This is a genomic window from Naasia sp., from assembly GCF_025465545.1.
GTDB lineage: Bacteria > Actinomycetota > Actinomycetes > Actinomycetales > Microbacteriaceae > Naasia.
This window is the reverse complement of sequence record NZ_JAODMK010000044.1, coordinates 13,656-38,912: the sequence shown is the minus strand read 5'-3', so window position 1 is coordinate 38,912 and position 25,257 is coordinate 13,656. Positions and strand designations below refer to the sequence as shown.

Here is a 25,257-nt window from a genome sequence, read left to right as displayed (position 1 = left end):
GTGTCCGATCGACTGGAACTGGGACTCGACACGTTCGGGGACGTCACCCGAGGGCCCGACGGCTCCCCCACCTCGTACCCGCAGGTGATCCGCGACGTGATCGAGGAGGGCGTGCTCGCCGACCAGGTGGGCGTGGACTTCTTCGGCATCGGCGAGCACCACCGCGACGACTTCTCCATCTCGGCGCCCGACGTGGTGCTCGCCGCCCTCGCGGGGCGCACCGAGCGCATCCGCCTCGGCTCCGCGGTCACCGTCCTCAGCTCGGACGACCCGGTCCGCGTCTTCCAGCGCTTCGCGACCCTCGACGCCGCATCGAATGGACGCGCCGAGGTGATCCTCGGCCGCGGCTCCTTCACCGAGTCGTTCCCCCTCTTCGGCTACGAGCTCAGCCAGTACGAGGAGCTGTTCAGCGAGAAGCTCGACCTGTTCGCCGCGCTGCTCGAGGAGGGGCCCGTCACCTGGCAGGGCACCGTGCGCGCGGGCCTCACCGATCAGGAGGTCTACCCCAAGACGGATTCCGGACATCTGACGACCTGGATCGGCGTCGGCGGCAGCCCCGAGTCGGTGATCCGCGCGGCCCGCTACCGGATGCCGATGCTGCTCGCGATCATCGGCGGCGATCCCCGGCGCTTCGCGCCGTACGCCGACCTCTACCGGCGGGCCCTGACCCAGCTCGAGCTCGACCCGCTTCCCATCGGCGTGCACTCCCCCGGGCACATCGCCGCCACCGACGAGCAGGCCCGCGAGGAGATGTTCGTCAACTACAAGGTGATGCGCGACCGGATCGGCCGGGACCGGGGCTGGCCGCCGATGGGCCGCGACGAGTTCGAGCAGGAGGTCGAGCACGGCTCGCTCTATGTCGGCTCGCCGGAGACCGTGGCGCACAAGATCGCGGCCACCGCCCAGGCGCTCGACATCGACCGCTTCGACCTGAAGTACAGCGCGGGTCCGCTCCCCCATGCCGCGATGATGGCGAGCATCGAGCTGTACGGCACCCGGGTGATCCCGATGGTCCGGGAGCTGCTCGCCCAGCAGCCCGCCGGCTAGAACGGCGGCGACTCGTCCTTCGGCCATTCCGTCTGGGCCACCGCGCCGCTCGGAAACCGCAGCTCCGGATAGGTCCGGTAGGTCCTGCCGAGCGGCGAGACCCAGTCGAGGGTGCCGACCTCGTCGACGTGCCTCCCCTTCCAACTGCTCGCGTGTTTCACGTGGTGGTGGCTGGGGCAGAGGTGGGCGAGATTGCCGGCGCTCGTCTCGCCGTCGTAGACCCAGTCCCTGGTGTGATCCAGGTCGCAGAATCGCGCCGCACGGTTGCAGCCGACGAACCGGCAAGTGGCATCCCGCGCCCGCAGGTGGGTCTTCAGCTCTGCCGGGACGACGTACCGGTCCCGACCGAACGAGACCACCGCTCCGGTCTCCGGGTTGGTCAGGATCCGGAAGAAGCCGGTGGCGGCACCACACAGTCGGCGTGCGGTCTCAGGATCGATGGGGCCGTAGCCGTCGAGGCTCGCGGGCTGATCGCCCGTGCCGATCGCGGTCATCACCGGAACGGTCACGTGCACGGAGGGGACGATCCCCCGCCCGACCCTGCGCTGACGCAGCGTGCCCTCCCCCTTCCCTGGCGGCAGGAGCGCGCCGTCGTCCAGGAGCAGGTCCGCGAGCACGTCGGCGCGGAGCTGGGTGAGGGTCCGCTCCTCGCCCTCGACCTGCAGCCCGCGACTGATCTCGGTCAGATAGCCGTCGATGGCGTACACCTGAGGCGCGGCCATGAACGCGACCAGGTAGGCCATGCCGTCTCGAGCCGGTTCGGTGCGGACCGACCGCTCGACCATGGCTTCCCGGTGGCGTTCCGTCGCCGCGGAGGGCTGCAGCATCTCGCGCAGGACGCGGACCTTCCGGTCGAACTTCGCCACGGTCAGGCACTCCGCCCAGTCCAGAGCCCGCCGCTCGAACTCGGCCAGCACCGCCTCGTGCACGCCCACCGAGGCCTCGGCCAGCACTCGGGCGTGACGTTCGCTGAACCGGCCCTCCGCCAGGCGGTCGAGGGTGGTGGGCAGCGAGGCGACCAGGATCTCCGCGATGCCCAGCATCGACTCCACCGTGCGCTCGGGCAGCCGCAACGCGGCCGCGATCTCGGCCCTGAGGCTGCGGAAGGAGATCCGCGCCCGATCCTCCGGCTCGGCCCGGTCCGCTTCCCACGCGATGCGGAGGCCGTGCAGGAGCCGGAAGCGGGTGGCGGCGAGCCCGGCGGCGTCCCGCGTGACGCTCTCGATCACATTCAGCAGCCCGCACGCCGAACCGGCGATCCGCCCCTCCGGGAAGACCTGTTCCTCGATCCGATCGAGGCTCTCCCAGTCGTCATCCATACCTGCACTACACCACCACCCACCGACACTGCCACTGACGGCGAAGGCGCTTCTGCACAGGGGAAACGCTTCCGTCGGCTACGCGGGGAGCGGTTCTTGCGACGTGGTGAGGGACGTGGAGGGCGCCGATCTCGAGGAGACTCCTCGCGTCCGCATTCGCCAGGGTCAGTTCGCCAGGAAAGCCCGAGACCGGTCAGTCGCTGAACCGGGTGAGGCAGCGAGCACCGTCGCGGCCACCTACCAGGGGGATCGCGGCGCCGCTGGGCCCCTGCTCAACGCTCGAGCCTGACGGCTCACCGGAACTCGGTCCGGGCGGTCGCGGTGACCTCGATGCGCAGCTCCGCGGGCACGAACGCGGAGAGGAGCGGCGCCCGCCACCGTCCGGACAGGGCCACCGTCGCAGTGCGCCCATCCGGGGTGTCGGCGTCCTCCAGCCGCAGCGCCTCGACGCTCGACTCCGGCATCGAAGCGAGGTACCGCTCAACCGTCGAGCGGACCTCCCCGTCCGTGAGCAGGGGCACGACCTCGTCCCCCCGGAGCGACACCGACTCGAGCGGGAACGACTCGGCTGCGGCGAGCGCGGCGGCGTCGGCGAGGGACAGCAGTCGCTTCCGCTCGAGGTAGAGCGAGCTCGCGGCGGTGACGAGCAGGATCACCGCCACCGTCAGGGCGAAGAAGCCGGCGAGCAGGGGGAGGATCGATCCCTCCTCTCGGTCGGCCGCCCGCCTCATGGGGCGTCCGGCCGGAAGCGCGACACCGGGAAGGTCGCCTCGCCCTCCACGGGCACGACCACGGCCAGCCCCTGCGGCACGAACGGCAGCCGCACCTCCGCCCGCACGCTCACGGTGACAGTGAGGGCCCCGTCCCCGCAGCGTGGCGCGCACTGCACCCGGGCGGTTGCTGCGGAGCGGGTCATCCCGACGTCGCCGAGCGCCACGAGGATCGCGCGCTCGGCGGCGTCCCGGCCCGTTGCGGGGTCCGCCTCGCGGGCAAGGATCCGTGCGGCCTCGCGAGCGGCTCCTTCGGTGGCGAACGCGGCCGATTGCAGGCTCGCGAGGGTGAGCACCAGGTAGACGAGCGGCACGAGCAGAAGCATCCCGGCAGTCACGAACTCGACGGCCGCGGAGCCGTCATCCGGCCTCGCGGTCCTCCAGGGCCGCATGCCCGCTCACCTCGATCCCGCCGGTCACCCCGAGCAGCCCGATCACGGGGAGGGGCGCGCGCACCGCGACCTCGGCGACCCGCAGGTCGAGCCAGGTGGTCTCGCGCGCCTCGACCCGCACGGCGTAGCCGCCGCCGAGGGCGGCATGGATGAGCTCCTCCGTGCGGGCGGCGCCCTTCTCGAGTGAGCCGCCGGCGAGCGCAGCGGTGCGAGCCCCTTCCGCTGCCGCATCGGTGACAGTGTTGCGGACGTGCAGGGCCAGCCCCAGCTGGAGCACCGAGAGGGTTAGCACCGCGAGCAGCGCCCCGACCATCACGAACTCGGCGGGGGCGGACCCCTCCTCGCTCCGCATGGGGCGTCAGAACGAGCTGACTCGAGAGATCGCCTGCTCGAACAGCCCGGTGAGCGCCGGCCCGGCGACCCCCCAGAGCACGAGCACCAGCCCGGCGGTCATCAGGGTGATGAGCACCCAGCCCGGCACGTCACCCCGCTCGTCCGCACATCGTCCCGTCGCCTTCACCAGCACCCTCGTCACCGGTCCTCCTCTGTCGGGGATCAGTGTGAGGCGGCGAGGTCCATGCTCGTCGCGCTTATCCACAGCCGTGAGCCAGCGGTGCCCGGCGACTCAGCGGGCGGCGCGGTCGAGCTGTTCACGAGTGGCCCGATGGCGGTCCAGCGCCGCAGCGACCGGCCGGACCACGCGCGCGGCGGTCACCTCGGCGATGGACGCACGGAGCCGGTCGGCGGCGACGCCCGTGCGCCGCCGTGCGCCCAGTCGGGCGAGCCATCGGGCGAGGCCGGCGAGCAGCATGCCGAGCAGTGCGCCGCCGACGAGCAGGAGGAGAGGCACCGGCACGACGCCGACCGTGGGGGTCTCGGGTCGGGGCAGGGCGAGGAGTCCCAGCACATGGAGCCCGCCGAGCCAGAGCGCCCCGACCACGGCGGCGAGGCCGAGAAGCCAGTGGAAGACGTTCGCCACCGACCACCACAGCGGCCTCCGGAATCGGAGCGGGGTCGCGAGGACCGCCTGGTCGAGGGCGTCGGGCAGTTCGTCGCTGCCCGCTTCGACCGTTCGCTCCACCGCGCGGGCCCAGCGGTCGGGGAGCCCTTCGGACGCCTGCTGGACGAATCCTCGGGCGGCGACCTCGACCGCTGACCGGGTGGCGAGACTCGGCGTCGCGATCGACGAGCGCTGAAGCGCGGCCCGCGCATCGGTGCCCGTGAGGTCGGCTGTCCCCGGGCGGAGCTCTCCCGCTCTCGCGAGTCGGAGCCGGCGCAGCGGATCCGGTCCCCGGCGGCCGACCCATCGGCTGAACAGCCAGCCGGTCCTTGCGAGGGCGGCCCGCCGGTAGTCCCGCCGGACTGCGTCGAGCACGATCGGCACCCCGGCCGCTCGGGCGAGGGCCGAGTCCAGAGCTTGCCGAGGCAGCCGGTCCGCGTGCGCTTCGCCGTCTCCCACGCCGTCCCGCAGCATTCGAGCGACGGTGATGACGTCCGCAGTGAGCCGCTGACGCGACGCGTTCCTCGCCTCGACCCGAGTGGCGATCCGCTCTGCGAGAGCGTGCATGCCGGCACCGGTGCGAGCCGAGGTGGCAAGGACGGTCGCGTCCGCGATACCGTCGCGGGCGAGCAGGCCGCGCAGGTCGGCGACGCAGTCGCTCAGGGCGCCCTCGGGCAGCAGGTCGGCCTGGTTGAGGACGGCAAGCGTCACCGCCTGGTGCTGGGAGAGGAGTCTCACGAAGTCGTCGTGCAGCCGGGCGTCGGCGTACTTCTGTGGGTCCGTGACCCACACGAACGCGTCCACCAGCTCCAGGAGGCGCTCCGCCTCCACCCGGTGCGACGCTTCCCGGGAGTCGAAGTCGGGCAGGTCGAGGAGCACCAGTCCGTCGAGCGCCTGCCCTCCTGGCCCGCTTCGGACCAGATGCCGCGAGTCGACCTTCAGCCAGTCGAGGAGCGCTCCCGCGTCGGTGTCGCCCCAGATGGCGGCCGTCGCGGTGGACGTCGTCGGCCGTCGGGCACCGGCCTTCGACACGTCGGCGCCGACGAGTGCGTTGAACAGTGAGGACTTGCCGCTCCCGGTGGCGCCGGCGAGCGCAACGACGGTGTGCTCACCCGCCAGGGTGATGCGCTCGCTCACCTTCCCGACCACCGAGCGCGCCCGGTTCACCGCCGCAGGATCCAGCTCTGCCGAACCCAGCTCCAGGGCTTCCTCGAGGGCGCCGGTCCTCACCCTGAGCTCGTCGGTCGCCAGGGCGACCGACTTCGCCGCACGCGTCCCGGCCGGACTCATCCGGCCTCTCCCAGCCTGCGGACCGCGACGGTGAGCGCCTCGCTCTGATCCGCCAGGACGCTGAGCGTGCGCACCGCCTCGTCGAAGCGTTCCAGCTCCTCGGCGTACACCGTCTCCACCCGCTCGAGCAGCCGCTCGCGCGCCGCCTGGGCGAGCTCGCGGACGGCCTGATCGCCGAAGACGGCCTCCAGCACCTTCTGTCCCAGCACCGCCGTGCCACCGGCGATCCCCACTTCGATCAGCGCGAGCCCCGCGGTCGCGGAGAAGGCCACCAGCATGAGCACGACACCCATGCCGTTCACGCCATATGCCATGACCCGTGCGGTCGTGCGGCGATCCTTGCCCTCGTCGCGCACCATGTCGAGGATGTCTCCCTGCCAGTCGCGCACGAGGCGCTCCACACCAGCCTCCAGATCCCGGCTCGGGCGAGCGAGGCCGGGATGGAGGGCGAGGAGCTGCTCGCCGCCGGGCAGGGCCCGCCAGGCGCGGGTGGCCGCGGTGGCCGCGAGCGCAGCATGGTTTGCGACGAGGAGCGCGGCGCCGGACTGGAGGGCCTCGCCCAGCTTCTCGGCCGGCGGGGGCTCGCCGCGGAAGAACGCGGTGACCCGGTCCCGCACGCGGGAGACGACCGTCTCGACCTGCCGGGTGAGTTCCCCGGTACCGACGAACTCCTGCCAGCGGGCGAGCACCTCGCCGCGGAGCAGCGTGCCGTCCTGCATCCCCGCCCGCACCCCGGCCACCGCGTCGACATAGGCGCGACCCGAGGAGGCCATCAGGGCCTCTGTGGCTGCGGTCTGCTCGGCGGCCGCCGCGGCAAGTGCCAGGGCGCGCGGCCGGAGGGAGGCGAGCGCACCCTCCAGGGTCTGCCGGACCACCGCCGCCCGGGCTCGGGCGTCGCCGGCCAGGTCGTCGAGCCAGCGGCGGAGCTCGGCCGTCTGGCCGGCGGGCAGGAAGCCGCCCTCGAGCTCGGACTCGAGAATCGCGAAGACCGGCGCTCGGGCGAGCCCCTGGTCGTCGAGCATCTCGGCGAGGTGGGGGCGGATCTCGTGCAGCACGTCGGCGGGCACCCGGTCGAGGACGATCGCCACCGCGGTGCCGCGCTCGGCCGCCTGGCGGAGCAGGTCCCAGGGCACCGCGTCGGCGTACCGGGCCGCGGTGGTCACGAAGATCCAGAGGTCGGCCGCCGCGAGGAGCTGCGCCGCGAGGTCCCGGTTCGCGGCGACGACGCTGTCGATGTCCGGCGCATCGAGCAGCGCGAGCCCCGGATGGAGCTCGTCGGTCGCGACGAGACGCACCGAGCCGTCGCCCGACGGGTCCCCCGATCCGCCGGTCACGCGGGCGAGCCCAGGCAGGACCCGCTGGTCGGCGAACCAACGAGCGTCCGACGGATGGGAGACCAGCACCGGCGAGCGGGTCGTGGGGCGCAGCACGCCGGACTGGCTCACCTCGTGCCCGACGAGCGAGTTGACGAGCGTGGACTTGCCGGCGCCGGTCGAGCCGCCGATGACCGCCAGCAGCGGAGCGTCGATCGAGGTGAGCCTCGGGATCACGTAGTCGTCGAGCTGATCGAGGAGGCGACTCCTCGACTGCTGGGCCTCCCGGGCGCCGGGGAGGTCGAGCGGGAGGGCGGTCCGCTCGACGGTCTCGCGGAGGCCGCGAACGGCAGCCAGCATCCGCGAGTGATCGACCGCCGGTTCCGTGGACACCCGGCCATTTTCCCGCGGCCCCTCCCGCCCGCGGGAACCCTTGACGGGAGGCGCTTCCGAGGAGCTTCTCCGGCGTCGCCCTCCCGCGCGGGCTGGCCGTCCTCAGGAGTCGAGGGGCCTCGAGCAGCGCGGCGGCGACCGGACGGAGCGCGTCGAGTGTGCCCTCGGTGTCCGAGGCACCAGGCGGCGACCTGTCAACCACGCCCGCTCGCTCCCCGCACCCGCGACACTGGGAGCGAGGAAGGGAAGCACATGGCGATCGCGCACGACACCGGGCATGGCCCGAACGATCCGCGGGTGGTGCTCGTGCGCCACGGCGAGACCGAGTGGAGCCGGACCGGTCAGCACACGGGCCTCACCGACATCCCGCTGTCCCAGGCCGGCGAGTACAAGGCTCAGCTGGTCGGCGATGCCCTCGCCGGCATCAGCTTCGGACTCGTGCTGACCAGTCCACTGGCGCGCGCCCGGGAGACGGCCCGACTGGCAGGGTTCCCCGCCGCCCTGCCGGACGAGGACCTCCTCGAATGGGACTACGGCGCCTACGAGGGCACCACCAGCGCGGAGATCGCTGAGCGCCTCGGAACCTCGTGGAGCATCTGGACCGACGGCGTCCCAGCCGGCGACACGCCGGGCGAGAGCGCCGAGGACGTCCGCCGGCGCGCGAGGAGCCTCTGCGACCGCGTCCACTCGCACCTCGAGAACGGCGAGAAGGTGCTGCTGTTCTCCCACGGCCACTTCCTGCGCGCACTCGCCGCCGTCTGGCTGGGCCTGGAGGTGAAGGACGGCTCCCTGCTCGCCCTCGACACGGCTTCCATCAGCTCGCTCGGCTTCGAGCACGGCCGTCGGGTGATCGTCGGCTGGAACCGCGTCCCCGGGCGCTGACCCGACGGCTGGTGCGGGGCGCGCTCGTCCGGCGGGCCGCTCCTGCCGCCAGGCTCTCCTTCGCTGGCCCGCTCCTCCGGCGCACGCGCGCTTTCGCTCAGCAGGCACTCTGCTCGCTGCGGGCCAGAATCGTGCCGGTTCTGCCTGCTGGACGGAATCGTGCCTGCTGACGCCGAACACCGGAAGGCACCCGGTCTGCCACCGCTCGAGCCGCGCGGCCGGCGTCCGGCCGGCGTGCGCCCGCGAGGACAGCCACCCAGACCTCCCGAGGTCGACGACCAGCAGGATGTTCGGCCCGGGGGCGACCACCCGGTCGGCGGTCAGGCCGAACTCGCGGATGCGGCCGAGCATCGAGCCGAGGACGAGGAGGTCGAGGTCGAGCAGGATCGCGGCGACGAGCGCCAGGCGAACGGCCTCCGCCAGCCGCGCCTCGAGCGGCTCCCGGGCGGACAGCCCATGGAGGACCAGGCCGAGCACGACGGCCGACCTGGTCGTCGAAGCCGATGGCCCGCCGGTCGGCTCGAGCGGACTCCGGACCCGGCAGAGTCCGCGGATGCACGGCATGACCGGTAGCGGTCGGCGCGGGCGCCACCTGTGTCCCACGACGACGCATCGAGCCAGAAGCGGGGGATCAGGTTCGCCTCCGGTCCGGCGCTGCCTCGCCCTCCGACATCCTCCAGCCCTGGTGCCCAGGCCTCGACCCTCCGCTCAGAAGCCGGTCTGCAGCACCAGCAATCCGGGGAAGATCGCGATCGCCACGGTCGTCGGCAGAATGAGGAACACGAGCGGAACGAGCATCAGCACTTCGCGGCGTCCCGCCAGCTCGAGCAGGTTCTGCTTGGACTCCCTGCGGCAGTCCTCGACCTGCGCCCGCAGCACATCCACGAGCGGCGCACCGCGCTCCAGGGCGGCGGCCAGGTGTTCCAGCGCCCGCACCAGAGGCGGCAGCGGCAGCTCCCGGCCGAGCCGCGAGAGAGCGGTGCCGAGCGGCACGCCCGCCTGGACCTCGGCCATCAGCGCGGCCAGCTCCCCGGAGAGCTCGCCCGATCCCACCCGGGACACCCGCCGCAGCGCCTCGCGGATGCCCTCCCCCGCCGAGAGCGCCAGGAGCAGGAACTCGAGCACCGTGGGCAGCTCTTCCCGGATCCTGGCCAGCCTCCTCGAAGCCCGGCGGGCGAGCAGCCAGTCGGGCAGCGCGAGCGACCCGGCGGCCGCGGCGCCGGGAAGCACGATCAGGGCGGCCGGAGGCAGCGCTGTCGTCGGGGCGAGTGCGACGGCCAGCAGCACGCCGGCTGTGGCACCGCCCACGAGGAACCCGAGCTGTCGGGTGCGGTACCGCTCGACGCTCTGGGTGAGGCCTGCGGCTCTGATGCGGCGGAGGATGGTCGCACGGCCCCCGAGCAGGCGATCCAGCCCGTTCCGGGCGGCAGCGATCACTGGCCCGCCGAGCAGCCCCAAGACCGGCAGCGGATCGGCCGTGCGGCGGGACACGATCCGCCGCGCCTCTGCGGAGACATCGGCGAGGTAGGGCGCCATCCGAGCCGCCAGCCGGGGAGGCGCGAGCCGCGGCACCGTGCCGAGCAGCGCCCAGAGGCCGATGCCGAGCGCAACTCCGCACAGCGCCGCCCAGCCGAGGGAGGCCGTCACCGGAACCACCGCCCCTCCTCCGGCAGCCGGCCGATGGCGAGCATGACCCGATAGGCGACGATGGAGACGCCGACGCCGCCGAGGATCAGCGTCACCCCACCGGGGCTCGCATAGGCCGCGGCGGCCTCGGGACGTGTGCAGAGGAGCAGGAGCACGAGCCACGGCGCGGCGACGCCGAGCTTCGCCGCGTTCGTGACCCAGGACTGGCGAGCCTCGAGCTCGGCCCGGGTCGCCGCCTCCTCCCGGAGGCCGGAGGCGAGCGCCCGCAGCACGGCGAGAAGCTCGGTCCCGCCGACCTGCCGGGCCAGGCGGAGCGTCTCGACGATGCGGTCGGCCACCGGATCCGCCAGCTGCTCCTTCACGCCGTCGAGGCAGAGCGAGAAGTTCGCCGTCGCCTCGTAGTCCCGGCCGAACCGGGCGAAGGCGACGCGCAGCGAAGCGGGGCCTGCCGTGGCGAGGGAGGCGAGGGCCTCGGGAAGCGGCACGCCTGCGCGGAGCGAGGCGACCAGGTGATCCAGGAGGTCCGGCCAGGCACCTCGTGCCGCCCTGCGGCGGGCGTTCGCCCGCCAGGACACGATGCCCGACGGGAGAGCCCCGGCGACCGCCCCCGCGACCGCGGCCACCACCGGGATGCCGGTCACCCCGAAGAGGAGGCCCCAGCCGGCGATCGCGAAGAGGAGACTCACGGCGGCGAAGGCGCGCAGCGGGATGCCCTGCAGTCCTGCCGCAGTGAGCCGATCGACCAGGCGGCGCGCGAGTCGTCCCGTGGATGGCCGACGTGAGGACCGCGGCCACAGCCAGGGCGAGAGCACGAGCAGCAGGCCGGCTCCGAGGGCCGCCCCGAGCAGCGCCGTCATGCCGCCCCGCCCAGCACGTGAGCGGGATCGAAGCCGGACGCCTCGAACTTGGTCGTGCGGGCCGGGCGGAGTCCCGTCAGGCGCAGCGCCCCCTCCTGCATCGCGAAGATCGGCCTCGACTCCGGCGCCCCGCCCTCGACGCGCCCCGTCGGCGCGAGGATCTCGACCGCCTCGCGGGATCCGTCCCGGCGCAGGCGGCAGTGCACCACCAGATCCACCGTGCTCGCCACCGTCGGCACCACGAATCCGGCGTCCACGTTGCGACCGGCGAGCAGCGGGAGCGTGCACAACTTGGTGAGCGCGTCGCGGGCGGTGTTGGCGTGGATGCTGCACATGCCCGGCACGCCGCTGTTGAGGGCGATGAGGAGGTCGAGCGCCTCCGCCTCCCGCACCTCGCCGACCACCAGCCGATCGGGACGCATCCGCAGCGCCTCCTTGACCAGGCGCCGCAGCGTCACCTCCCCGGTCCCCTCGAGGCTCGGCTGCCGGCACTGCATCGCCACGACGTCGCGGGCGGTGATGTCGAGCTCGAAGGTCTCCTCCACCGTCACGATGCGCTCGCCGGGGCGCGCAGCAGAGAGGAGCGCACCGAGGAGGGTGGTCTTGCCCGCCTGGGTTGCGCCGGACACGAGGATGTTGAGCCCCGACAGCACGCTCATCCGGAGGAACTCCGCGGCGACCCGGTCGAGCGTCCCGTTCGCCACGAGCTGGGGCAGCTCGCGGATGCGACGCGGGAATTTGCGGATGTTGACAGCCCAGTGCCGCTGCGTGACGTCGGGGATCACGACGTGCAGGCGCGAGCCGTCGGGCAGCGAGGCGTCGACGAACGGCGACGACAGGTCCACCCGTCGGCCCGAGAACTGCAGCATCCGCTCGACCAGGTTCCGCACATCGGTCTCGGTGAGCACCAACGTCGTGAGCTCGGCGATGCCGTTGCGAGCGGCGAAGACGCGGGAGGGCGAGTTGATCCAGATCTCCTCCACGTCGTCATCGTCGAGCAGAGGCTGCAGCGCGCCGTAGCCGGTGATGGCGGCCAGCACCTCCGCGCCCGCGGCGGCCTCGTCCGCGAGGAGCGGCTCCGCTCCGCCGAGCGCGCGCTCCGAGTATCGCTGCACCTCGTCCCGCACATAGCGCGAGGCCACGTCCCTATCCGCCGCGAGATCGACCCCGTCGTGCCGGATCCGCGCCCGCACGAGGTCGGTGATGGCGCCGACGGCGTTCGTCATGCCGGAACTCTGCCGCGCCCGCGTGACGTGCGGGGCCGCTTGTCCACAGCCCCAGCAGTCGAGGTGCCACTTGTTGACGCTTCCGGGCCCGGATAGCGACATCAAGTGACCCCTCGGTCCCGCACCGGGCGCGTCGTGCGCCTCAACCCGCGGAAGCCCATCAATACTTGGGCCCCATGAGCAGCACCGACGCCGGCCTCAGGGACGAGGTCTTCTCCGGCGTCCTGGCCGCGGCGCAGACCGGTGCGTCCTGGGCGCTCAGCGACCTGTGGTGCCGCTACTCCCCCGCGGTGCTCGCCTTCCTCACGGCGCGCGGCTCCGATGAGCCGGAGGACCTCACGAGCGAGGTGTTCATGGCCGTCTTCGACGCGCTCCCCCGCTTCACCGGTGGCGAGAGCGAGCTGCGCTCCTTCGTGTTCACGATCGCCTATCGGCGCCTCACCGACGAGCTCCGGATGCGGTCGCGGCGTGGCCGCACGGTTGAGTGGGTGGACGAAGGGGACCCGCGTCGGGCGCCGAGCGCCGAACAGGGCGCGCTGCACTCCATCGGCGACGCCGAAACGCGAAAGATCCTGGACCAGCTGCCGCCGGATCAGCGGGACGTGCTCGTGCTGCGCATCATCGGCGACCTCACGATCGACGAGATCGCCGAGATCGTGGGCAAGCGCCCCGGAGCGGTCAAAGCCCTCCAGCGCCGGGGCCTCGAAGCGCTCCGAAGAAAACTTTCGCCAACCCGTACCCCTGCGACCCTCTCCAGCGATAGCAGGGAGTGAGATGAAGAATTCCCGCCTGTCCGACGACGACGTCCTGGCCATCCTCGATGGCCAGGTTCCCGAGGGACGCCCGGACCTTGAGTCCGTGGCGAATGTCGTCCACGAGATGCGAGTGGATTCCCTGGGAAGCGCGCCCCGGCCTAGTGCCGAGCTCGCCGCCCGACTGGACCTCGACAGAGTCGCCGGCATCTCCGCTTCTGCAGGGGGTCTGCCGGAGCGATCACGAGAGTGGGCGTCGGCGCAGACATCGCGCCGGCTCCCGACAAGGGGGAGAGCAAGAATGATTTTCAGCTGGTTCGCGGGACTGGGTCTCGCAGCAAAGATCGCCATCGGAGCAACGACGGTCGCCTTCGGCGCCGCCGGCGCGGGTGCGGTGGGGGTCCTTCCTCCCACCGTGCAGCAGGGATTCGATGACGTCGTCGAATCCGTGGCACCGCTTCCGGACAGCTCCTCGTCTGACGAGGTCTCGTCGGACGAGACCGTGGACGGAACGACAGTGAGCGACGACACGACCGTGAGTGACGACACGACCGTCACCGACGACGGAACGACCGCGGTCGGGACGGACGGCACCGAGGTTCCTACCACCGGCGGCACCGATGACGCCACGGACAGCACGGAGGACGGGTCGCACTCACCGACGGACCACACCGCCGACGTGCGGGAGGCAGCCCACACCGAGACGGACGATTCGACCCGGCACGGCGAGCTCGTCCGCGACGCGGCCCATTCCGGCAAGCCGAACCACTCCGATGAGGCTGACGACGAGACCGAGTCGGACGACTCGAACGACGACAACGAGGCCTCGTCCGGCCAGGACGAGAGCGACGACGACTCCGGTTCGGACTCCGACTCCCACTCCCACTCGGGCGAGTCGACTTCCGTCAAGTCCGACTCGCACGTCTCGGGTTCCGTGAAGTGGGGCTCCGACCGCTCGAATGAGCACGAGGACCAGTCGAAGGACGACTGACACCACCGCGCGGCTCGTCCGCGTCCTTCCGGGGGGAAGCACAGCGTCCCGCCGACTCGACTGAGTCGGCGGGACGCTTTCGTTCTCGGTGCGCCGCTCTGCGGCGATCAGAGCCGGGCTCGCCAAGCCCTGACGAAGAAGAAGACGCCGTAGGCGAGGAAGCCGAGCCCGATCGCGATCAGGATCCCCACCCCGAACGGCAGGGCGGCCAGCGCCTTGAGCGCTCCGTCGAGCCCGCCGGCACGCTGCGGATCCGCGGTGAACACGGCTGCCGCGAGGAGGATCCCGACGACTGTCACCGCGATGCCCTTGGCGATGAAGCCCACCTGGCCGAGGACCGTGACCCCGCGTGCGGCCGCCCCCCGGGGCGGCGTGATCGTCGTCAGAAACCTCTTCTGAAATCCCGAGACGACGAATCCGATGCCTACTGCGACCACGATCGCGGCCACCGCGAGGAGCACCGCCGCACCGAGCGGGCTGCCCAGCAGACCCGCCGTCGCCTTCTCCGTGCTCTTCTCGCCGCTGCCGCCCCCTCCGGTCGCATATCGCAGGGCGGTGATGGCGAGGACGAGGTAGGCAGCACCCTTCCCCGCTTCCTTCAGCTGCGCGCGCACGCGCTCGGACCCGTCGGACTCCCGCACGGTGACGGCCTCCAGCACCTGCCAGATCGCCAAGGCGAAGAGGCCAGCCACCATCACCCAGAGAAGGAGCGCTCCGGCCGGGGTCGACGCGATGGCGGACAGCGCACCGGTCTGGTCCGCCTCCCCACCTCCTCCGCCGACGGCGATCGAGACCGCGAGAGCACCGATCAGGATGTGGAGAAGGCCCGAGACCGCGAAGCCGGTGCGGGCGCCCGCGCGGAACCAGGAGCTGCGGCGCAGCCTGCCGGCGTCGCGCTTCGCCGTGGACGCTGCGGACGAGTTCTTCGACATGCCCTCACGTTATGGCCGCATCCCGGCCGCAGACAGGGCTTGCATCGCGGCCTTCGGCCCGGAGCGCCGCGTTCCCCGCGGATACACTGGTCGCTCCGCGGGAGTGGTGAAACTGGCAGACACGCAGGATTTAGGTTCCTGTGCCTTCGGGCGTGTGGGTTCAAGTCCCACCTTCCGCACGGAGCAGAGGCGCGGAATCCCGCGGGAGTACAGGCCTCGGCGGGGCGCATGACCACCTCGGTCCGCGCCGGATCGGCAGAGGACGTCTCCGCGCTGCGCGGACTCTGGCCGCAGATGCTGGCTCACCACCGCGATCTGCTCGACGGCCTGGCCCCTGGCACGCCGGACGACCGATCCTGGGCGGCGACAGCGACCGACTACCGGTCCTGGCTCGAGCGGGACGAGGGCCTGCTGCTGCTCGCTCACGGCGACGACGGCGCACTGCTGGGCTCCCTGGCGTGCCGGATCGAGCCGAGCGGCAGGACGGTCGACCTGGGGCGGCACGGGAACGTCGACTCCCTGGTCGTGACCGACGCCACGCGAGGGCGCGGGGTCGGCTCGCAGCTTCTCGATGCCTGCCGCTCCGCTCTGCTCGCCCGCGGGACGCGCTTCTGGACGATCGGGGTGGTCGCCGGCAACGAGGGAGCGTCCGCGCTGCACGCCCGGCCCCGGGGGGTGACGGCCCACCCCTTGTACACCTCGACGCGAACTCCCGAAACCCGGCGGCGGGCGGGCAATCCGTTCGGCCACCGGATGCGAAGATGCTCTGCGCACGACTGCGCCACGAACATCTCGTCGAAGGACCACAGTGACCGATCCCACTCGGTACGCCATCCCCGCCAGCGTTCCCCGCTCCACGCCACCCAGCGCTCCGAGGGGGCGCCTCGCCGAGTGGATGCTCGCCAACCGCGTCCAGCCGGAGGGCCCCCAGAGCTCTGAGGGCAATCGGGACACGCACGCCTGGTGGAAGGTGATGTGCCTCACCGGCGTCGACTACTTCTCCACACTGTCCTACCTGCCGGCGATCGCGGCCCTTGCCGCGGGGGCCCTCTCGCCACTCGCGACGCTCCTGATCGTCGCCCTCACCCTGGTCGGCATGCTGCCGATGTACCGGCGCGTGGCCAAGGAGAGCCCGCACGGTCAGGGTTCCGTGGCGATGCTCGAGCGCCTGCTGCCGTTCTGGCGGGGCAAGATCTTCGTGCTGGTCCTGCTCGGCTTCGTCGCGACCTCGTGGATCATCACGATCACGCTGTCCTCGGCCGACGCCACCGTGCACCTGGTCGAGAACCCCTACGCCCCGGCGTTCCTGCACGGTCAGGAGGTCCTGATCACGGTCCTCCTGCTGGTGGTGCTCGGCGGTGTCTTCCTGCTCGGCTTCAGCGAGGCCGTCAACGTGGCGATCCCGCTGGTGGCGATCTTCCTCGCCCTGAATGCGATCGTGATCGGCGCCGGCGTGGCCGAGATCGTCCGCGACCCGTCCCGGCTGGCCGACTGGACGCAGGCGTTCGCCGCCGCCGGCAGCGGCTTCGGCGGCATCTTCGGCCCGGCGGTGATCGCGTTCCCCCTGCTCGTGCTCGGCCTTTCCGGGTTCGAGACCGGGGTGAGCATGATGCCGCTCATCTCGGCCCGCGGCGCCACCGAGGAGGAGCGGCTCGAGAACCGCATGCGCAATACGAGGAAGCTGCTGACGGCGGCCGCGATCATCATGAGCGTCTACCTGATCGCGTCGAGCCTCGTCACCACTGTGCTCATCCCTGCTGAGGAATATCAGCAGGGCGGCGGCGCCAACGGGCGCGCGCTCGCCTATCTCGCGCACGACCTCCTCGGCGAGGGGTTCGGCACCGTCTATGACATCAGCAGCGTGCTCATCCTGTGGTTCGCGGGCGCCTCCGCGATGGCGGGGCTGATCAACATCGTGCCGCGCTACCTGCCGTCGTATGGGATGGCGCCCGACTGGAGCCGGGCCGTGCGGCCGGTCGTGCTCGTCTACACCGGGGTGAGCATCCTCATCACGATCGGGTTCCGCGCCGACGTGGACGCCCAGGCCGGCGCCTACGCCACCGGCATCCTCGCCATGATGGTGTCCGGGTCGGTCGCGGTGACGATCGCCGCCCTCCGCGCACACCGCAGGCGATCGGGCATCGCGTTCGCGGTGCTCACGGCCGTGCTGCTGTACGCGCTCCTGGCGAACGTCGTGGAGAAGCCGGACGGCATCGCGATCTCCGCCCTCTTCATCGGCGGAATCATCGTGATCTCGCTGATCTCCCGGGTCACCCGGACCACCGAGTTGCGCGCCGATCGCGTCGAGTTCGACGACGAGGCCCGCCGATTCATCACCGACTCGCTCCGCCGCGACAACACCCTGCACGTCATCGCCAACAAGCGCCAGGCAGGCGACACCGACGAGTACTCGGAGAAGGAGTTCCGGCAGCGGGACATGAACCCGGTGCCCGCCTCGACCGATGTGCTGTTCCTCGAGATCGACGTGGTCGATCCGTCCGCCTTCGCAGGTGTGCTCACGGTTCGGGGCGTGGAGGTGGACGGCTACCGGATCCTGCGCGCCGACAGCGCAGCAGCGCCGAACGCGATCGCCGAGATCCTCCTCGCGCTCCGCGACGCCACCGGGGTGCGTCCGCACTGCTACTTCGAGTGGTCGGAGGGGAACCCGATCGGTCACCTGATGCGCTATCTGCTGCTCGGCACCGGCGACACCCCGCCGGTCGTGCGGGAGATCATCCGCGAAGTCGAGCCGGATCCGAGTCGGCGCCCGGGCATCCACGTCGGCGGCTAGCTCCTCCCCCGGCAGGTGGCAACCGAAGTTCCGGCCGGACGGCCTGTCGGACACTGCTCGGCCATGCGGCTCCGATAGAACTGGCGAGTGATCGCGCGCGGCTTGCTCCAGCTACTCGGTGTCCTCGTCGGAACGATGTGCGTCGGCGTCATGTCGGTGTTCGTGCTCGCCTGGCGCACCGCGTCGTGGTTCACCGGCACCGGACGCGGCCGCAGCGGCCGCGCCGACTACGCCCCCGCCGCCTGATCCGCCGCACGCGGGCCAGATGCCCTGGGCGTTCCTGCCCGCTACCCTGGACCGCACTCGCCGGACTCGGGGCTCGCGCCGCCGACAGCGGCGCCACGAGGCAGGAGGCAGCGCATGAGCGGGACACCCGAGGAGATCGCCGCCCGGATCGACGAGCGGGTGCGCCGCGAGTGGCCCGGCACCCACGCTCCCGCTCGAAAGCTCTTCATCGCGCCGGAGGTTCAGGAGGGCGGCGTCACCGACACGCTGCTCAGATTCGTGCAGCGGATCGTGGAGGAAGAGCTCCGGACCGAGCTGACGGTCTCCTCTACGTGAGCGACGGGCGCCCCGTGGCTCATCCCTCGCGCCGGAGTTCCCCGCTAGCCTGAGGGGCATCCGCTGCACGCCGGCCTCTTCCGGGCGCGCAGTGCCGACGTCAGGAGCACCGTGCATCCCACCGCACTCATCCCGTGGCTGGACCCGGACGCCCTCATCACCAGCTTCGGCGCCTTCGCACTGCTCGGCGTGTGCTTCATCGTCTTCGCGGAGACCGGGCTCCTCATCGGCTTCCTGCTGCCCGGTGACACGCTGCTCATCATCACGGGCCTGCTCACCTTCTACGGAATGCACGACCTCGCCGCCAAGGGCGGGATCAGCGTCGACATCTGGTGGGTCTGTCTGGCCATCGGCGTCGCCGCCTTCGCAGGCGGAGAAGTGGGCTACCTGATCGGGCACAAGGCCGGGCCGCGGGTGTTCGAGCGCAAGGAGACCGGGCTCTTCAGCGTCGAGAACGTCCGCCGCACCAACGGCTTCTTCGAGCGCTTCGGCGGCTTCGCGGTGATCGTGGCGCGCTTCGTGCCGATCGTCCGCACCTTCGCCCCCGTGGCCGCCGGAGTCGGTCACATGGACTATCGGAAGTACTCGCTCTACAACCTCATCGGCGCCCTGATCTGGGGAGCCGGTCTCACCCTCGTCGGCTACTTCCTGGGCTACATCCCGCCTGTCGCCGACTTCGTGCGGCACTACATCGACGTCATCCTGCTCGGCGCGGTCGTCCTCACGCTGATCCCGACCGTGTACCACTACGTGCAGAGCACGCGGAAGGCGCGCAGGGCGCGCGCGGCAGGCCGTGCGGCGGCGGCGGTAGACACCGATCAACTGGTGCTCGGCCACGACGCGTTCGAGCAGAAGCGGGACTGACCCCCTTTTCCGCCGGCTCGGTCAGCCGCCGGTGGCGAGCAGCCAGAGCAGCGTCAGATTGAGCACGATGAGCAGCGCGGCCGCGATCACCGCGAGCACGGTGGTCAGCGGGCGGTTCGACCAGTTCCCCATCAGCGAGCGCCGTCCGGTGAGCACCACGAGCGGGATCAGCGCGAACGGGATGCCGAACGACAGCACCACCTGACTGATCACCAGCGCGAAGGTGGGGTCGACTCCCACGGCCAGCACGGCGAGCGCAGGGACGAGGGTGACGAGCCGCCGGGCCATCAGCGGGACGTTGATGTGCAGCAGTCCGCGCATGATCTCGGCGCCGGCGTACGCGCCGACCGAGGTGGAGGCCAGGCCGGACGCCAGCAGCGCGATCGCGAACAGGGTGGCGATCGGGGTCCCGAGGCCGACGGCAAGGGCGGCGTGCGCGCCCTCCAGCGTGTCGGTGCCGGGCACCCCGCGAAGCGACGCGGCGGCCACGAGCAGGATCACCACGTTCACGGTGCCCGCCACGGCCAGTGCGATGGAGACGTCGATGCGCGTCGCCCGCATCAGCACCCGGCGGTCCGAGGCGCCGAGCACGCCGCTGAAGCGGTCCCGGGTCAGGGCGGAGTGCGCGTAGATCGCGTGCGGCATCACCGTCGCGCCGAGGATCGAGGCCGCGAGCAGCACCGAGCCGCTGTCCTCGAACCGCGGCACGAGTCCGGCGAGAGCGGCGGCCGGATCGGGCGGGCCCACCACGATCCCCGCTCCGAAGCCGAGCGCGATCACGAGCACGAGACCGGCGATGATCCGCTCGAAGGGGCGGGGCCCCCGTCTGCTCTGCAGCACGAGCAGGAGCAGGGACACGGTGCCGGTGATCAGCCCACCGAGGAGGAGGGGCAGGTTGAACAGCAGCTTGAGCGCGACCGCCCCGCCGATCACCTCGGCGATGTCGGTGGCCATCGCCACGAGCTCCGCCTGCACCCAGAAGGCGTAGCGCGTGCCCTTGCGGCGGAACCCGGCCCCGAGGTTCTCGGGGAGGCTGCGCCCCGTGATGATGCCGAGCTTCGCGGAGAGGTACTGGATGAGCCATGCCATCGCGTTGCCGGCCACCACCACCCAGATGAGCAGGTAGCCGTAGCGGGCGCCGCCGGTCATGTTGCTCGCGACGTTGCCGGGGTCGAGGTAGGCGACTCCGGCCACCACAGCGGGTCCGAGGAGCGGCCAGAGCCGGATCCGCGGGGGGGCGACGCTGACAGCCGCCGTCTCCATGGGGGAACTCTAGTGCGGGCGGCACGAGGCTCGGCGTCGCGCCAGCCAGGGTGCCTCAGGCGTGCCGGTGCTCCTCATGCTCGGCGTGGCCGGCGGGCTCGAGCTGGAAGGTGGAGTGCGCCACATCGAAGTGACCCTCGAGGCAACCGGCGAGCTCGTCGAGCAGGCGATCGGTCTCCCCGCGACGGAAGACGTCGGCCTCCACCACGACGTGCGCAGTGAAGACCGGTGCGCCGTGGGTGATCGCCCAGACGTGCACGTCGTGCACCGCGACCACCCCGGCGGCCGAGCAGATGTGGTCGCGGATCGCGGCCAGGTCGGTGCCGGACGGGACCGACTCGGTCAGCACCGACATCACGTCACGGAGCAGGCTCATGGCGCGGGGCAGGAGGAGCACGGCGACCACGAGCGAGGCGAGAGGATCGGCCCGCTGAAACCCGGTCAGCAGGATGACGACTGCGGCGACGATCGCCGCGACCGAGCCGAGCAGATCCCCCAGCACCTCCAGATAGGCACCCCTCAGGTTGATCGTCTCCCGGCGGCCGCCGCGCAGCACCCCGAGCGCCACCAGGTTCGCGAGCAGTCCCGCGGCGGCGACGAGGAGCATCGGCACCGGCTGCACCGGGGCGTCTTCGGGGGCCGAGAGGCGGCGCACCGCCTCCACCCCGACGAAGCCGGCGACCGCGACGAGCACCAGCCCGTTGATCAGCGCGCCGAGCACCTCCGCGCGCTGATAGCCGAAGGTGGAGCGCTCCGTGGCGGGCTTCGCCGCCACGAGGGTCGCCGCGAGCGCGACGCTGAGGCCGATGAGGTCGGACACCATGTGTCCGGCATCCGCCAGCAGGGTGAGGGAGCCGGAGACCAGCGCCCCCACCAGCTCGACCACAAGGAACACCGCGAGCACGCCCAGCGCCACGAGCAGGCGGCGGGCGCTCGAAGGAGCGGCGTGCTGGTGTCCCATGGCTTCACCGTAGGGGCGGGCAGGGACGACGGGAACCCTCGCCCAGCCGCGCTCGCAGCGGGGGTCAGCCCAGCCGCTCCCGCAGCCAGGGCAGGAGGGCGGAGAAGGCCTGCCGCCGGTGGCTGATCGCGTCCTTCTCCGCCGCCGAGATCTCGGCCGAGGACACGGCGAGGCCATCCGGACGGAAGACGGGGTCGTAGCCGAAGCCGCCTCCGCCGGCGGGCTGCTCGAGCACCTCGCCGGGCCACTCGGCCACCTCGACGTGCTCGCTGCCGTCGGGAAGGACGGCCGCCGCGGCGCACACGAACACCGCGCGACGATCCTGCACGCCGCGCATCCGCTCGAGAAGGAGCGCGACGTTGTCCTCGGAGCGGCGGGTGCCGGCATAGCGTGCGGAGTGGATGCCGGGAGCACCGCCGAGCGCGTCGACCGCGATGCCGGAGTCGTCGGCGAGCGCCGCGAGTCCGGTGTGCACTGCCGCCGCTCGCGCCTTGATCAGGGCGTTCTCCGCGAAGGTGACGCCGTCCTCGATCGGCTCGGGTCCGTTGTAGACGACGAGCTCGAGGGAGCCGAGGTCCGCACCCAGGATGCGCCTCAGCTCATCGACCTTGTGCGGGTTGTGGGTGGCGAGCACGAGGGCCGTTGCGGCCGCGGGCGCGTCCGTCACGACGCGGCCGCGACGCCGAGCGCCTCCCGCTGGATGGCGGCGAGGGCGTCGGTGCCGCTCAGCGCGAGATCCAGCAGGGAGTTGAGCTCGCCCCGGTCGAAGGGCGCCCGCTCCGCTGTGCCCTGCACCTCCACGAAGAGCCCACGACCGGTGGCGACGACGTTCATGTCGGTCTCCGCCCGCACGTCCTCGGTGTAGGCGAGGTCCAGCATCGGCTCGCCGTCGATGATGCCAACGGAGACGGCGGCGACGCTGTCGATCAGCGGGACCGACTTCTGGCCGATGAACTTCTTTCCGCGCGCCCACTCGATGGCGTCCGCCAAGGCGACATAGGCGCCGGTGATGGCGGCCGTGCGCGTGCCCCCATCCGCCTGCAGCACGTCGCAGTCGAGCACGACGGTGTTCTCCCCGAGCGCCTTCAGGTCGATGACGGCACGCAGGGACCGGCCGATCAGCCGCGAGATCTCGTGGGTGCGGCCGCCGATGCGGCCCTTCACCGACTCCCGGTCGTTGCGGGAGTTGGTGGCCCGCGGCAGCATCGCGTACTCCGCGGTGACCCAGCCGGTCCCTTTGCCGTTCAGCCAGCGCGGGACGCCGTTGGTGAACGACGCTGTGCAGAGCACGCGGGTGCCCCCGAACGAGATGAGCGCGGATCCCTCCGCCTGATCGCTCCAGCCGCGCTCGATGACGACGTCGCGGAGCTTGTCGACGGCGCGGCCGTCGACTCGGGTGCCGGTCATGCGGCTCCTCTCGGTAGGCCGTGCGGAAGAGGGATGGATCCCGTGAGCACGGAGGTTGCGGCAGGCGCCTCCAGGCCCAGGAAGCGGCGGGCGAGGCGGGTGAACTCGTCGGCGTCGTCGCCCGTCGCCTCGAAGACGCGCGTCGGCGGCTCGGCCCCGGTGCGCAGCATTCCGTGCTCGACCAGCATCCGGTACACGTCCTGGGCGGTCTCATCTGCGCTCGAGACGAGCCGGACATCGGGGCCCACGACGTACTGGATGGCGGCGGACATCAGCGGATAGTGGGTGCAGCCGAGGACCAGGGTGTCGATGTCGGCGTCGATGAGCGGCTGCAGGTACTCGCGGGCCACGGCGAACAGCTCGTCCCCCGTGGTGATGCCCGCCTCGACGAACTCGACGAAACGGGGACAGGCCGCCGAGAACAGCTGCAGGTGGGGCGCTGCCGCGAACGCGTCGTCGTAGGCGCGGGACGTGATCGTGGCGACGGTGCCGATGACACCCACCCGAGAGTTGCGGGTCTGGTGCACCGCGGTGCGCACGGCGGGCAGGATGACCTCGACCACCGGAATCCCGCGACCGACGGTGTAGCGCTCGCGCGCGTCACGCAGGACGGCCGCGGACGCGGAGTTGCAGGCGATGACGAGCAGCTTGACGCCCTGGTCCACCAGGTCGTCCATGATGCGCAGAGCGTGCTCGCGGACGACAGCGAGCGGGAGGGGGCCGTACGGCCCGTTGGCGGTGTCGCCCACGTAGAGGATCGACTCTCGGGGCAGTTGATCGAGGATCGCCCGAGCCACCGTGAGACCGCCGACTCCGGAATCGAAGACTCCGATAGGCGCGTCCGTCACGGTTCCCCAGTGTAGGCGCGAGGCCTGACGGAGGGGCGCGAGGGCCCGCCGCTACTCGTGCGGGGCGTCCTTGCGGCGGACGGAGGAGATCACGAGTGCGGCGCCGAGCGCGGCGAGGACCATCACGGCGACCACAGCGGGCACGAGCTCGAGTCCGGCGACGCTGATCTCGGCGGCGAATGCCTCCACGACGTCGCCGTCGGGCAGGGTGAAAGAGAGCATGGGTGGGCCTCTCGGGCAGAGAAGACCGCTGGGGTGAGCGGTCGCCCTTCCGGTGGGGTGATCGGAAGGCACTGGAAATGCTAGGGACGCCCACGCCGCCGCGATAGGCCGCCGGAGTACCCAGTTGGGGGGTGCTTCTCCCCCCGGTGAGGCGCTTCGAGGTCGGCGAACTAGGCTTGCCGGGTGACGCAGAGCACGGCGCTTCTCACCGACAGGTACGAGCTGACCATGGTGGATGCCGCGCTGCGGGCCGGGACCGCACTGCGGCCGAGCGTCTTCGAGGTCTTCGCGCGCTCCCTGCCGGGGGGCCGCCGCTACGGCGTGCTGGCCGGGGTAGGCCGCCTGCTCGACGCCGTCGCCGACTTCCGCTTCGGCGACGAGGAGCTGGCCTTCCTCGCAGAGCACCGGGTGGTGAGCGAGACCACGGCCGCCTGGCTCGCCGACTATCGCTTCTCCGGAATGATCACTGGCTATCGCGAAGGCGAGCTGTATTTCCCGGGCTCCCCGGTGCTCGTCGTCGAGGGCACCTTCGCCGAGGCGGTGCTGCTCGAGACGGTGCTGCTCAGCGTCCTCAACTACGACAGCGCGGTCGCGACGGCTGCCGCGCGGATGGTCTCCGCCGCAACCGGGCGCCCGCTCGCCGAGATGGGGTCGCGGCGCACGGGTGAGCGCTCCGCGGTGGCGGCGGCCCGCGCCGCCTGGATCGCCGGCTTCTCCGCCACCTCCAACCTGGAGGCGGGACGCACCTGGGGTGTGCCCACCATGGGCACCGCCGCCCACGCCTTCACGCTGCTGCACGACAGCGAGGAGGCCGCCTTCCGGGCCCAGATCGAGGCCATGGGCCCCGGCACGACCCTGCTCGTGGACACCTTCGACGTGCCGACCGCGGTGCGCCGGGCGGTGGAGCTCGCCGGTCCCGGGCTGGGCGCCGTGCGCATCGACTCCGGCGACCTGCCCAGCCAGGTGGCCGAGGTCCGTGCGCTGCTCGACTCGCTCGGCGCGACGGCGACGAGGATCACCGTCACCAACGACCTCGACGAGTACGGCATCGCCGCCCTGGGCGCCTCCCCGGTCGACTCCTACGGAGTCGGCACGTCCCTCGTCACCGGGTCGGGATTTCCGGCCGCCGGGATGGTCTACAAGCTGGTGGCCCATCAGGACCACGACGGCGAGTGGGTCTCGGTGGCCAAGCGGTCGACCTCGAAGTCGAGCCGGGGCGGCCGCAAGCACGCCTATCGGCGCTTCGACGGAAAGGGAGTCGCCGAGGCGGAGCTCATCCGGATCGACGACCACGGGCCGGAGGCCGGCGAGCACGCGCAGGCGAGCGAGCGGTCGCTGCACGTGCCGCTCGTGCTGGACGGGGTCCCGGACGAGCAATGGCGTGGGCGCGCGGGAGCGGCCGCCGCCCGGGAGCACCACGCCATCGCGATCGCGGAGCTGCCACCGCAGGCCTTCCGGCTGAGCGCCGGAGATCCGGTGCTGCCGACCGTCTACGCCTGAGCCGAGATCGCCCGGCCAGGCCGGCCCGC

General features: G+C 71.9%; 27 protein-coding genes and 1 tRNA gene. 11 read left to right on the top strand and 17 right to left on the bottom strand.

The genetic code is table 11. From position 1 onward, the window contains the following. Entirely contained in the window at positions 1-1,047 is a 1,047-nt protein-coding gene (locus JWR33_RS11605; RefSeq protein WP_297412072.1) for an LLM class flavin-dependent oxidoreductase, read from the top strand. On the opposite strand, the gene JWR33_RS11600 is transcribed toward JWR33_RS11605, so the two are convergent. From JWR33_RS11600 to JWR33_RS11570, 7 genes are all read right to left on the bottom strand, one after another. Beyond that, positions 1,044-2,366, bottom strand: a complete 1,323-nt coding sequence (locus tag JWR33_RS11600) for an HNH endonuclease signature motif containing protein (RefSeq protein ID WP_297412071.1) — start codon at positions 2,364-2,366, stop codon at positions 1,044-1,046. The two genes, JWR33_RS11605 and JWR33_RS11600, sit on opposite strands and share 4 nt — an antisense overlap. A gap of 293 nt (positions 2,367-2,659) precedes the next feature. Continuing rightward, positions 2,660-3,097, bottom strand: coding sequence for a pilus assembly protein TadG-related protein (locus tag JWR33_RS11595; RefSeq protein ID WP_297412070.1), 438 nt, complete (start codon positions 3,095-3,097; stop codon positions 2,660-2,662). Beyond that, entirely contained in the window at positions 3,094-3,462 is a 369-nt protein-coding gene (locus tag JWR33_RS11590) for a pilus assembly protein (protein WP_297412069.1), read from the bottom strand. Before JWR33_RS11590 ends, JWR33_RS11595 begins: the two co-directional genes overlap by 4 nt. 34 nt (positions 3,463-3,496) lie before the next feature. Beyond that, positions 3,497-3,880: a TadE/TadG family type IV pilus assembly protein gene (locus JWR33_RS11585; protein WP_297412068.1), complete on the bottom strand. Its 384-nt coding sequence runs from the start codon at positions 3,878-3,880 to the stop codon at positions 3,497-3,499. A gap of 6 nt (positions 3,881-3,886) precedes the next feature. Further along, positions 3,887-4,063: a hypothetical protein gene (locus JWR33_RS11580; protein WP_297412067.1), complete on the bottom strand. Its 177-nt coding sequence runs from the start codon at positions 4,061-4,063 to the stop codon at positions 3,887-3,889. A 90-nt stretch (positions 4,064-4,153) separates the two neighbouring features. Continuing rightward, positions 4,154-5,818 carry a GTPase gene (locus tag JWR33_RS11575; protein WP_297412066.1) on the bottom strand — a complete coding sequence of 555 codons (1,665 nt, stop codon included), beginning with the start codon at positions 5,816-5,818 and terminating at the stop codon, positions 4,154-4,156. Beyond that, positions 5,815-7,524, bottom strand: coding sequence for a GTPase domain-containing protein (locus tag JWR33_RS11570; RefSeq protein ID WP_366074151.1), 1,710 nt, complete (start codon positions 7,522-7,524; stop codon positions 5,815-5,817). The genes JWR33_RS11575 and JWR33_RS11570 overlap by 4 nt, the downstream gene beginning before the upstream one ends. Positions 7,525-7,776: 252 nt before the next feature. Here JWR33_RS11570 and JWR33_RS11565 point away from each other — a divergent pair, with 252 nt between their 5' ends. After that, complete coding sequence (locus tag JWR33_RS11565; RefSeq protein ID WP_297412065.1) at positions 7,777-8,406, top strand: histidine phosphatase family protein; 630 nt, start codon at positions 7,777-7,779, stop codon at positions 8,404-8,406. A gap of 708 nt (positions 8,407-9,114) precedes the next feature. Here the strand turns inward: JWR33_RS11565 and JWR33_RS11560 are convergent. Genes JWR33_RS11560 through JWR33_RS11550 form a run of 3 tightly spaced genes read right to left on the bottom strand, consistent with a single transcriptional unit; the run spans position 9,115 to position 12,136 of the window. After that, complete coding sequence (locus JWR33_RS11560) at positions 9,115-10,062, bottom strand: type II secretion system F family protein (RefSeq protein WP_297412064.1); 948 nt, start codon at positions 10,060-10,062, stop codon at positions 9,115-9,117. Then, positions 10,050-10,910, bottom strand: coding sequence for a type II secretion system F family protein (locus tag JWR33_RS11555; protein ID WP_297412063.1), 861 nt, complete (start codon positions 10,908-10,910; stop codon positions 10,050-10,052). Before JWR33_RS11555 ends, JWR33_RS11560 begins: the two co-directional genes overlap by 13 nt. After that, on the bottom strand, positions 10,907-12,136 hold the full coding sequence (locus JWR33_RS11550; protein ID WP_297412062.1) for an ATPase, T2SS/T4P/T4SS family: 1,230 nt from the start codon (positions 12,134-12,136) through the stop codon (positions 10,907-10,909). Before JWR33_RS11550 ends, JWR33_RS11555 begins: the two co-directional genes overlap by 4 nt. A 176-nt stretch (positions 12,137-12,312) precedes the next feature. Here JWR33_RS11550 and JWR33_RS11545 point away from each other — a divergent pair, with 176 nt between their 5' ends. Continuing rightward, positions 12,313-12,909: a sigma-70 family RNA polymerase sigma factor gene (locus JWR33_RS11545; protein WP_297412061.1), complete on the top strand. Its 597-nt coding sequence runs from the start codon at positions 12,313-12,315 to the stop codon at positions 12,907-12,909. 280 nt (positions 12,910-13,189) lie between these two features. Beyond that, the gene (locus JWR33_RS11540) at positions 13,190-13,879 is read left to right on the top strand and encodes a hypothetical protein (protein ID WP_297412060.1); all 690 of its coding nucleotides are present in this window, start codon (positions 13,190-13,192) and stop codon (positions 13,877-13,879) included. A 107-nt stretch (positions 13,880-13,986) separates the two neighbouring features. Here the strand turns inward: JWR33_RS11540 and JWR33_RS11535 are convergent, their stop codons facing one another. Beyond that, positions 13,987-14,811, bottom strand: a complete 825-nt coding sequence (locus JWR33_RS11535) for a DUF1206 domain-containing protein (protein WP_297412059.1) — start codon at positions 14,809-14,811, stop codon at positions 13,987-13,989. 97 nt (positions 14,812-14,908) lie between these two features. On the opposite strand from JWR33_RS11535, the gene JWR33_RS11530 reads away from it, so the two are divergent. The 6 genes from JWR33_RS11530 (at position 14,909) to JWR33_RS11505 (ending at position 19,027) form a co-directional block, all read left to right on the top strand. After that, positions 14,909-14,990: transfer RNA gene (locus tag JWR33_RS11530), tRNA-Leu, on the top strand. A 49-nt stretch (positions 14,991-15,039) separates the two neighbouring features. After that, positions 15,040-15,750, top strand: coding sequence for a GNAT family N-acetyltransferase (locus tag JWR33_RS11525; protein ID WP_297412058.1), 711 nt, complete (start codon positions 15,040-15,042; stop codon positions 15,748-15,750). Further along, positions 15,644-17,602, top strand: a complete 1,959-nt coding sequence (locus tag JWR33_RS11520) for an amino acid transporter (protein ID WP_297412115.1) — start codon at positions 15,644-15,646, stop codon at positions 17,600-17,602. Before JWR33_RS11525 ends, JWR33_RS11520 begins: the two co-directional genes overlap by 107 nt. Before the next feature lie 87 nt (positions 17,603-17,689). Continuing rightward, positions 17,690-17,848, top strand: a complete 159-nt coding sequence (locus tag JWR33_RS11515; RefSeq protein ID WP_297412057.1) for a hypothetical protein — start codon at positions 17,690-17,692, stop codon at positions 17,846-17,848. 114 nt (positions 17,849-17,962) lie between these two features. Next, positions 17,963-18,163 carry a hypothetical protein gene (locus JWR33_RS11510; protein WP_297412056.1) on the top strand — a complete coding sequence of 67 codons (201 nt, stop codon included), beginning with the start codon at positions 17,963-17,965 and terminating at the stop codon, positions 18,161-18,163. Between the two features lie 111 nt (positions 18,164-18,274). After that, positions 18,275-19,027 (top strand): VTT domain-containing protein, encoded by a 753-nt coding sequence (locus JWR33_RS11505; protein ID WP_297412055.1) that lies wholly within the window; start codon positions 18,275-18,277, stop codon positions 19,025-19,027. A gap of 21 nt (positions 19,028-19,048) precedes the next feature. On the opposite strand, the gene JWR33_RS11500 is transcribed toward JWR33_RS11505, so the two are convergent. The 6 genes from JWR33_RS11500 to JWR33_RS11475 all read right to left on the bottom strand — a co-directional run bounded on the left by JWR33_RS11500 (position 19,049) and on the right by JWR33_RS11475 (position 23,728). After that, the gene (locus JWR33_RS11500) at positions 19,049-20,290 is read right to left on the bottom strand and encodes an Nramp family divalent metal transporter (protein WP_297412054.1); all 1,242 of its coding nucleotides are present in this window, start codon (positions 20,288-20,290) and stop codon (positions 19,049-19,051) included. 55 nt (positions 20,291-20,345) lie between these two features. Then, entirely contained in the window at positions 20,346-21,251 is a 906-nt protein-coding gene (locus tag JWR33_RS11495) for a cation diffusion facilitator family transporter (protein ID WP_297412053.1), read from the bottom strand. Between the two features lie 64 nt (positions 21,252-21,315). Beyond that, complete coding sequence (gene rdgB / locus JWR33_RS11490) at positions 21,316-21,918, bottom strand: RdgB/HAM1 family non-canonical purine NTP pyrophosphatase (protein ID WP_297412052.1); 603 nt, start codon at positions 21,916-21,918, stop codon at positions 21,316-21,318. Then, entirely contained in the window at positions 21,915-22,658 is a 744-nt protein-coding gene (gene rph, locus JWR33_RS11485; RefSeq protein WP_297412051.1) for a ribonuclease PH, read from the bottom strand. Before rph ends, rdgB begins: the two co-directional genes overlap by 4 nt. Continuing rightward, complete coding sequence (gene murI, locus JWR33_RS11480; RefSeq protein ID WP_297412050.1) at positions 22,655-23,506, bottom strand: glutamate racemase; 852 nt, start codon at positions 23,504-23,506, stop codon at positions 22,655-22,657. The genes rph and murI overlap by 4 nt, the downstream gene beginning before the upstream one ends. Positions 23,507-23,557: 51 nt before the next feature. Next, the gene (locus tag JWR33_RS11475) at positions 23,558-23,728 is read right to left on the bottom strand and encodes a hypothetical protein (protein ID WP_297412049.1); all 171 of its coding nucleotides are present in this window, start codon (positions 23,726-23,728) and stop codon (positions 23,558-23,560) included. Between the two features lie 183 nt (positions 23,729-23,911). On the opposite strand from JWR33_RS11475, the gene JWR33_RS11470 reads away from it, so the two are divergent. Continuing rightward, positions 23,912-25,228, top strand: coding sequence for a nicotinate phosphoribosyltransferase (locus JWR33_RS11470; RefSeq protein ID WP_297412048.1), 1,317 nt, complete (start codon positions 23,912-23,914; stop codon positions 25,226-25,228). The last annotated feature ends 29 nt before the right edge of the window (positions 25,229-25,257 follow it).

Bases quoted from the DNA above. Each gene is read 5' to 3' on its own strand.
- JWR33_RS11500 (WP_297412054.1), bottom strand. From the start codon at position 20,290: ATGGAGACGGCGGCTGTCAGCGTCGCCCCCCCGCGGATCCGGCTCTGG.
- JWR33_RS11475 (WP_297412049.1), bottom strand. From the start codon at position 23,728: ATGCTCTCTTTCACCCTGCCCGACGGCGACGTCGTGGAGGCATTCGCC.
- JWR33_RS11525 (WP_297412058.1), top strand. From the start codon at position 15,040: ATGACCACCTCGGTCCGCGCCGGATCGGCAGAGGACGTCTCCGCGCTG.
- JWR33_RS11600 (WP_297412071.1), bottom strand. From the start codon at position 2,366: ATGGATGACGACTGGGAGAGCCTCGATCGGATCGAGGAACAGGTCTTC.
- JWR33_RS11590 (WP_297412069.1), bottom strand. From the start codon at position 3,462: ATGCTTCTGCTCGTGCCGCTCGTCTACCTGGTGCTCACCCTCGCGAGC.
- JWR33_RS11545 (WP_297412061.1), top strand. From the start codon at position 12,313: ATGAGCAGCACCGACGCCGGCCTCAGGGACGAGGTCTTCTCCGGCGTC.
- JWR33_RS11535 (WP_297412059.1), bottom strand. From the start codon at position 14,811: ATGTCGAAGAACTCGTCCGCAGCGTCCACGGCGAAGCGCGACGCCGGC.
- JWR33_RS11565 (WP_297412065.1), top strand. From the start codon at position 7,777: ATGGCGATCGCGCACGACACCGGGCATGGCCCGAACGATCCGCGGGTG.
- JWR33_RS11540 (WP_297412060.1), top strand. From the start codon at position 13,190: ATGATTTTCAGCTGGTTCGCGGGACTGGGTCTCGCAGCAAAGATCGCC.
- JWR33_RS11510 (WP_297412056.1), top strand. From the start codon at position 17,963: ATGAGCGGGACACCCGAGGAGATCGCCGCCCGGATCGACGAGCGGGTG.
- JWR33_RS11495 (WP_297412053.1), bottom strand. From the start codon at position 21,251: ATGGGACACCAGCACGCCGCTCCTTCGAGCGCCCGCCGCCTGCTCGTG.
- JWR33_RS11585 (WP_297412068.1), bottom strand. From the start codon at position 3,880: ATGCGGAGCGAGGAGGGGTCCGCCCCCGCCGAGTTCGTGATGGTCGGG.
- JWR33_RS11550 (WP_297412062.1), bottom strand. From the start codon at position 12,136: ATGACGAACGCCGTCGGCGCCATCACCGACCTCGTGCGGGCGCGGATC.
- rph (WP_297412051.1), bottom strand. From the start codon at position 22,658: ATGACCGGCACCCGAGTCGACGGCCGCGCCGTCGACAAGCTCCGCGAC.
- JWR33_RS11595 (WP_297412070.1), bottom strand. From the start codon at position 3,097: ATGAGGCGGGCGGCCGACCGAGAGGAGGGATCGATCCTCCCCCTGCTC.
- JWR33_RS11575 (WP_297412066.1), bottom strand. From the start codon at position 5,818: ATGAGTCCGGCCGGGACGCGTGCGGCGAAGTCGGTCGCCCTGGCGACC.
- JWR33_RS11555 (WP_297412063.1), bottom strand. From the start codon at position 10,910: ATGACGGCGCTGCTCGGGGCGGCCCTCGGAGCCGGCCTGCTGCTCGTG.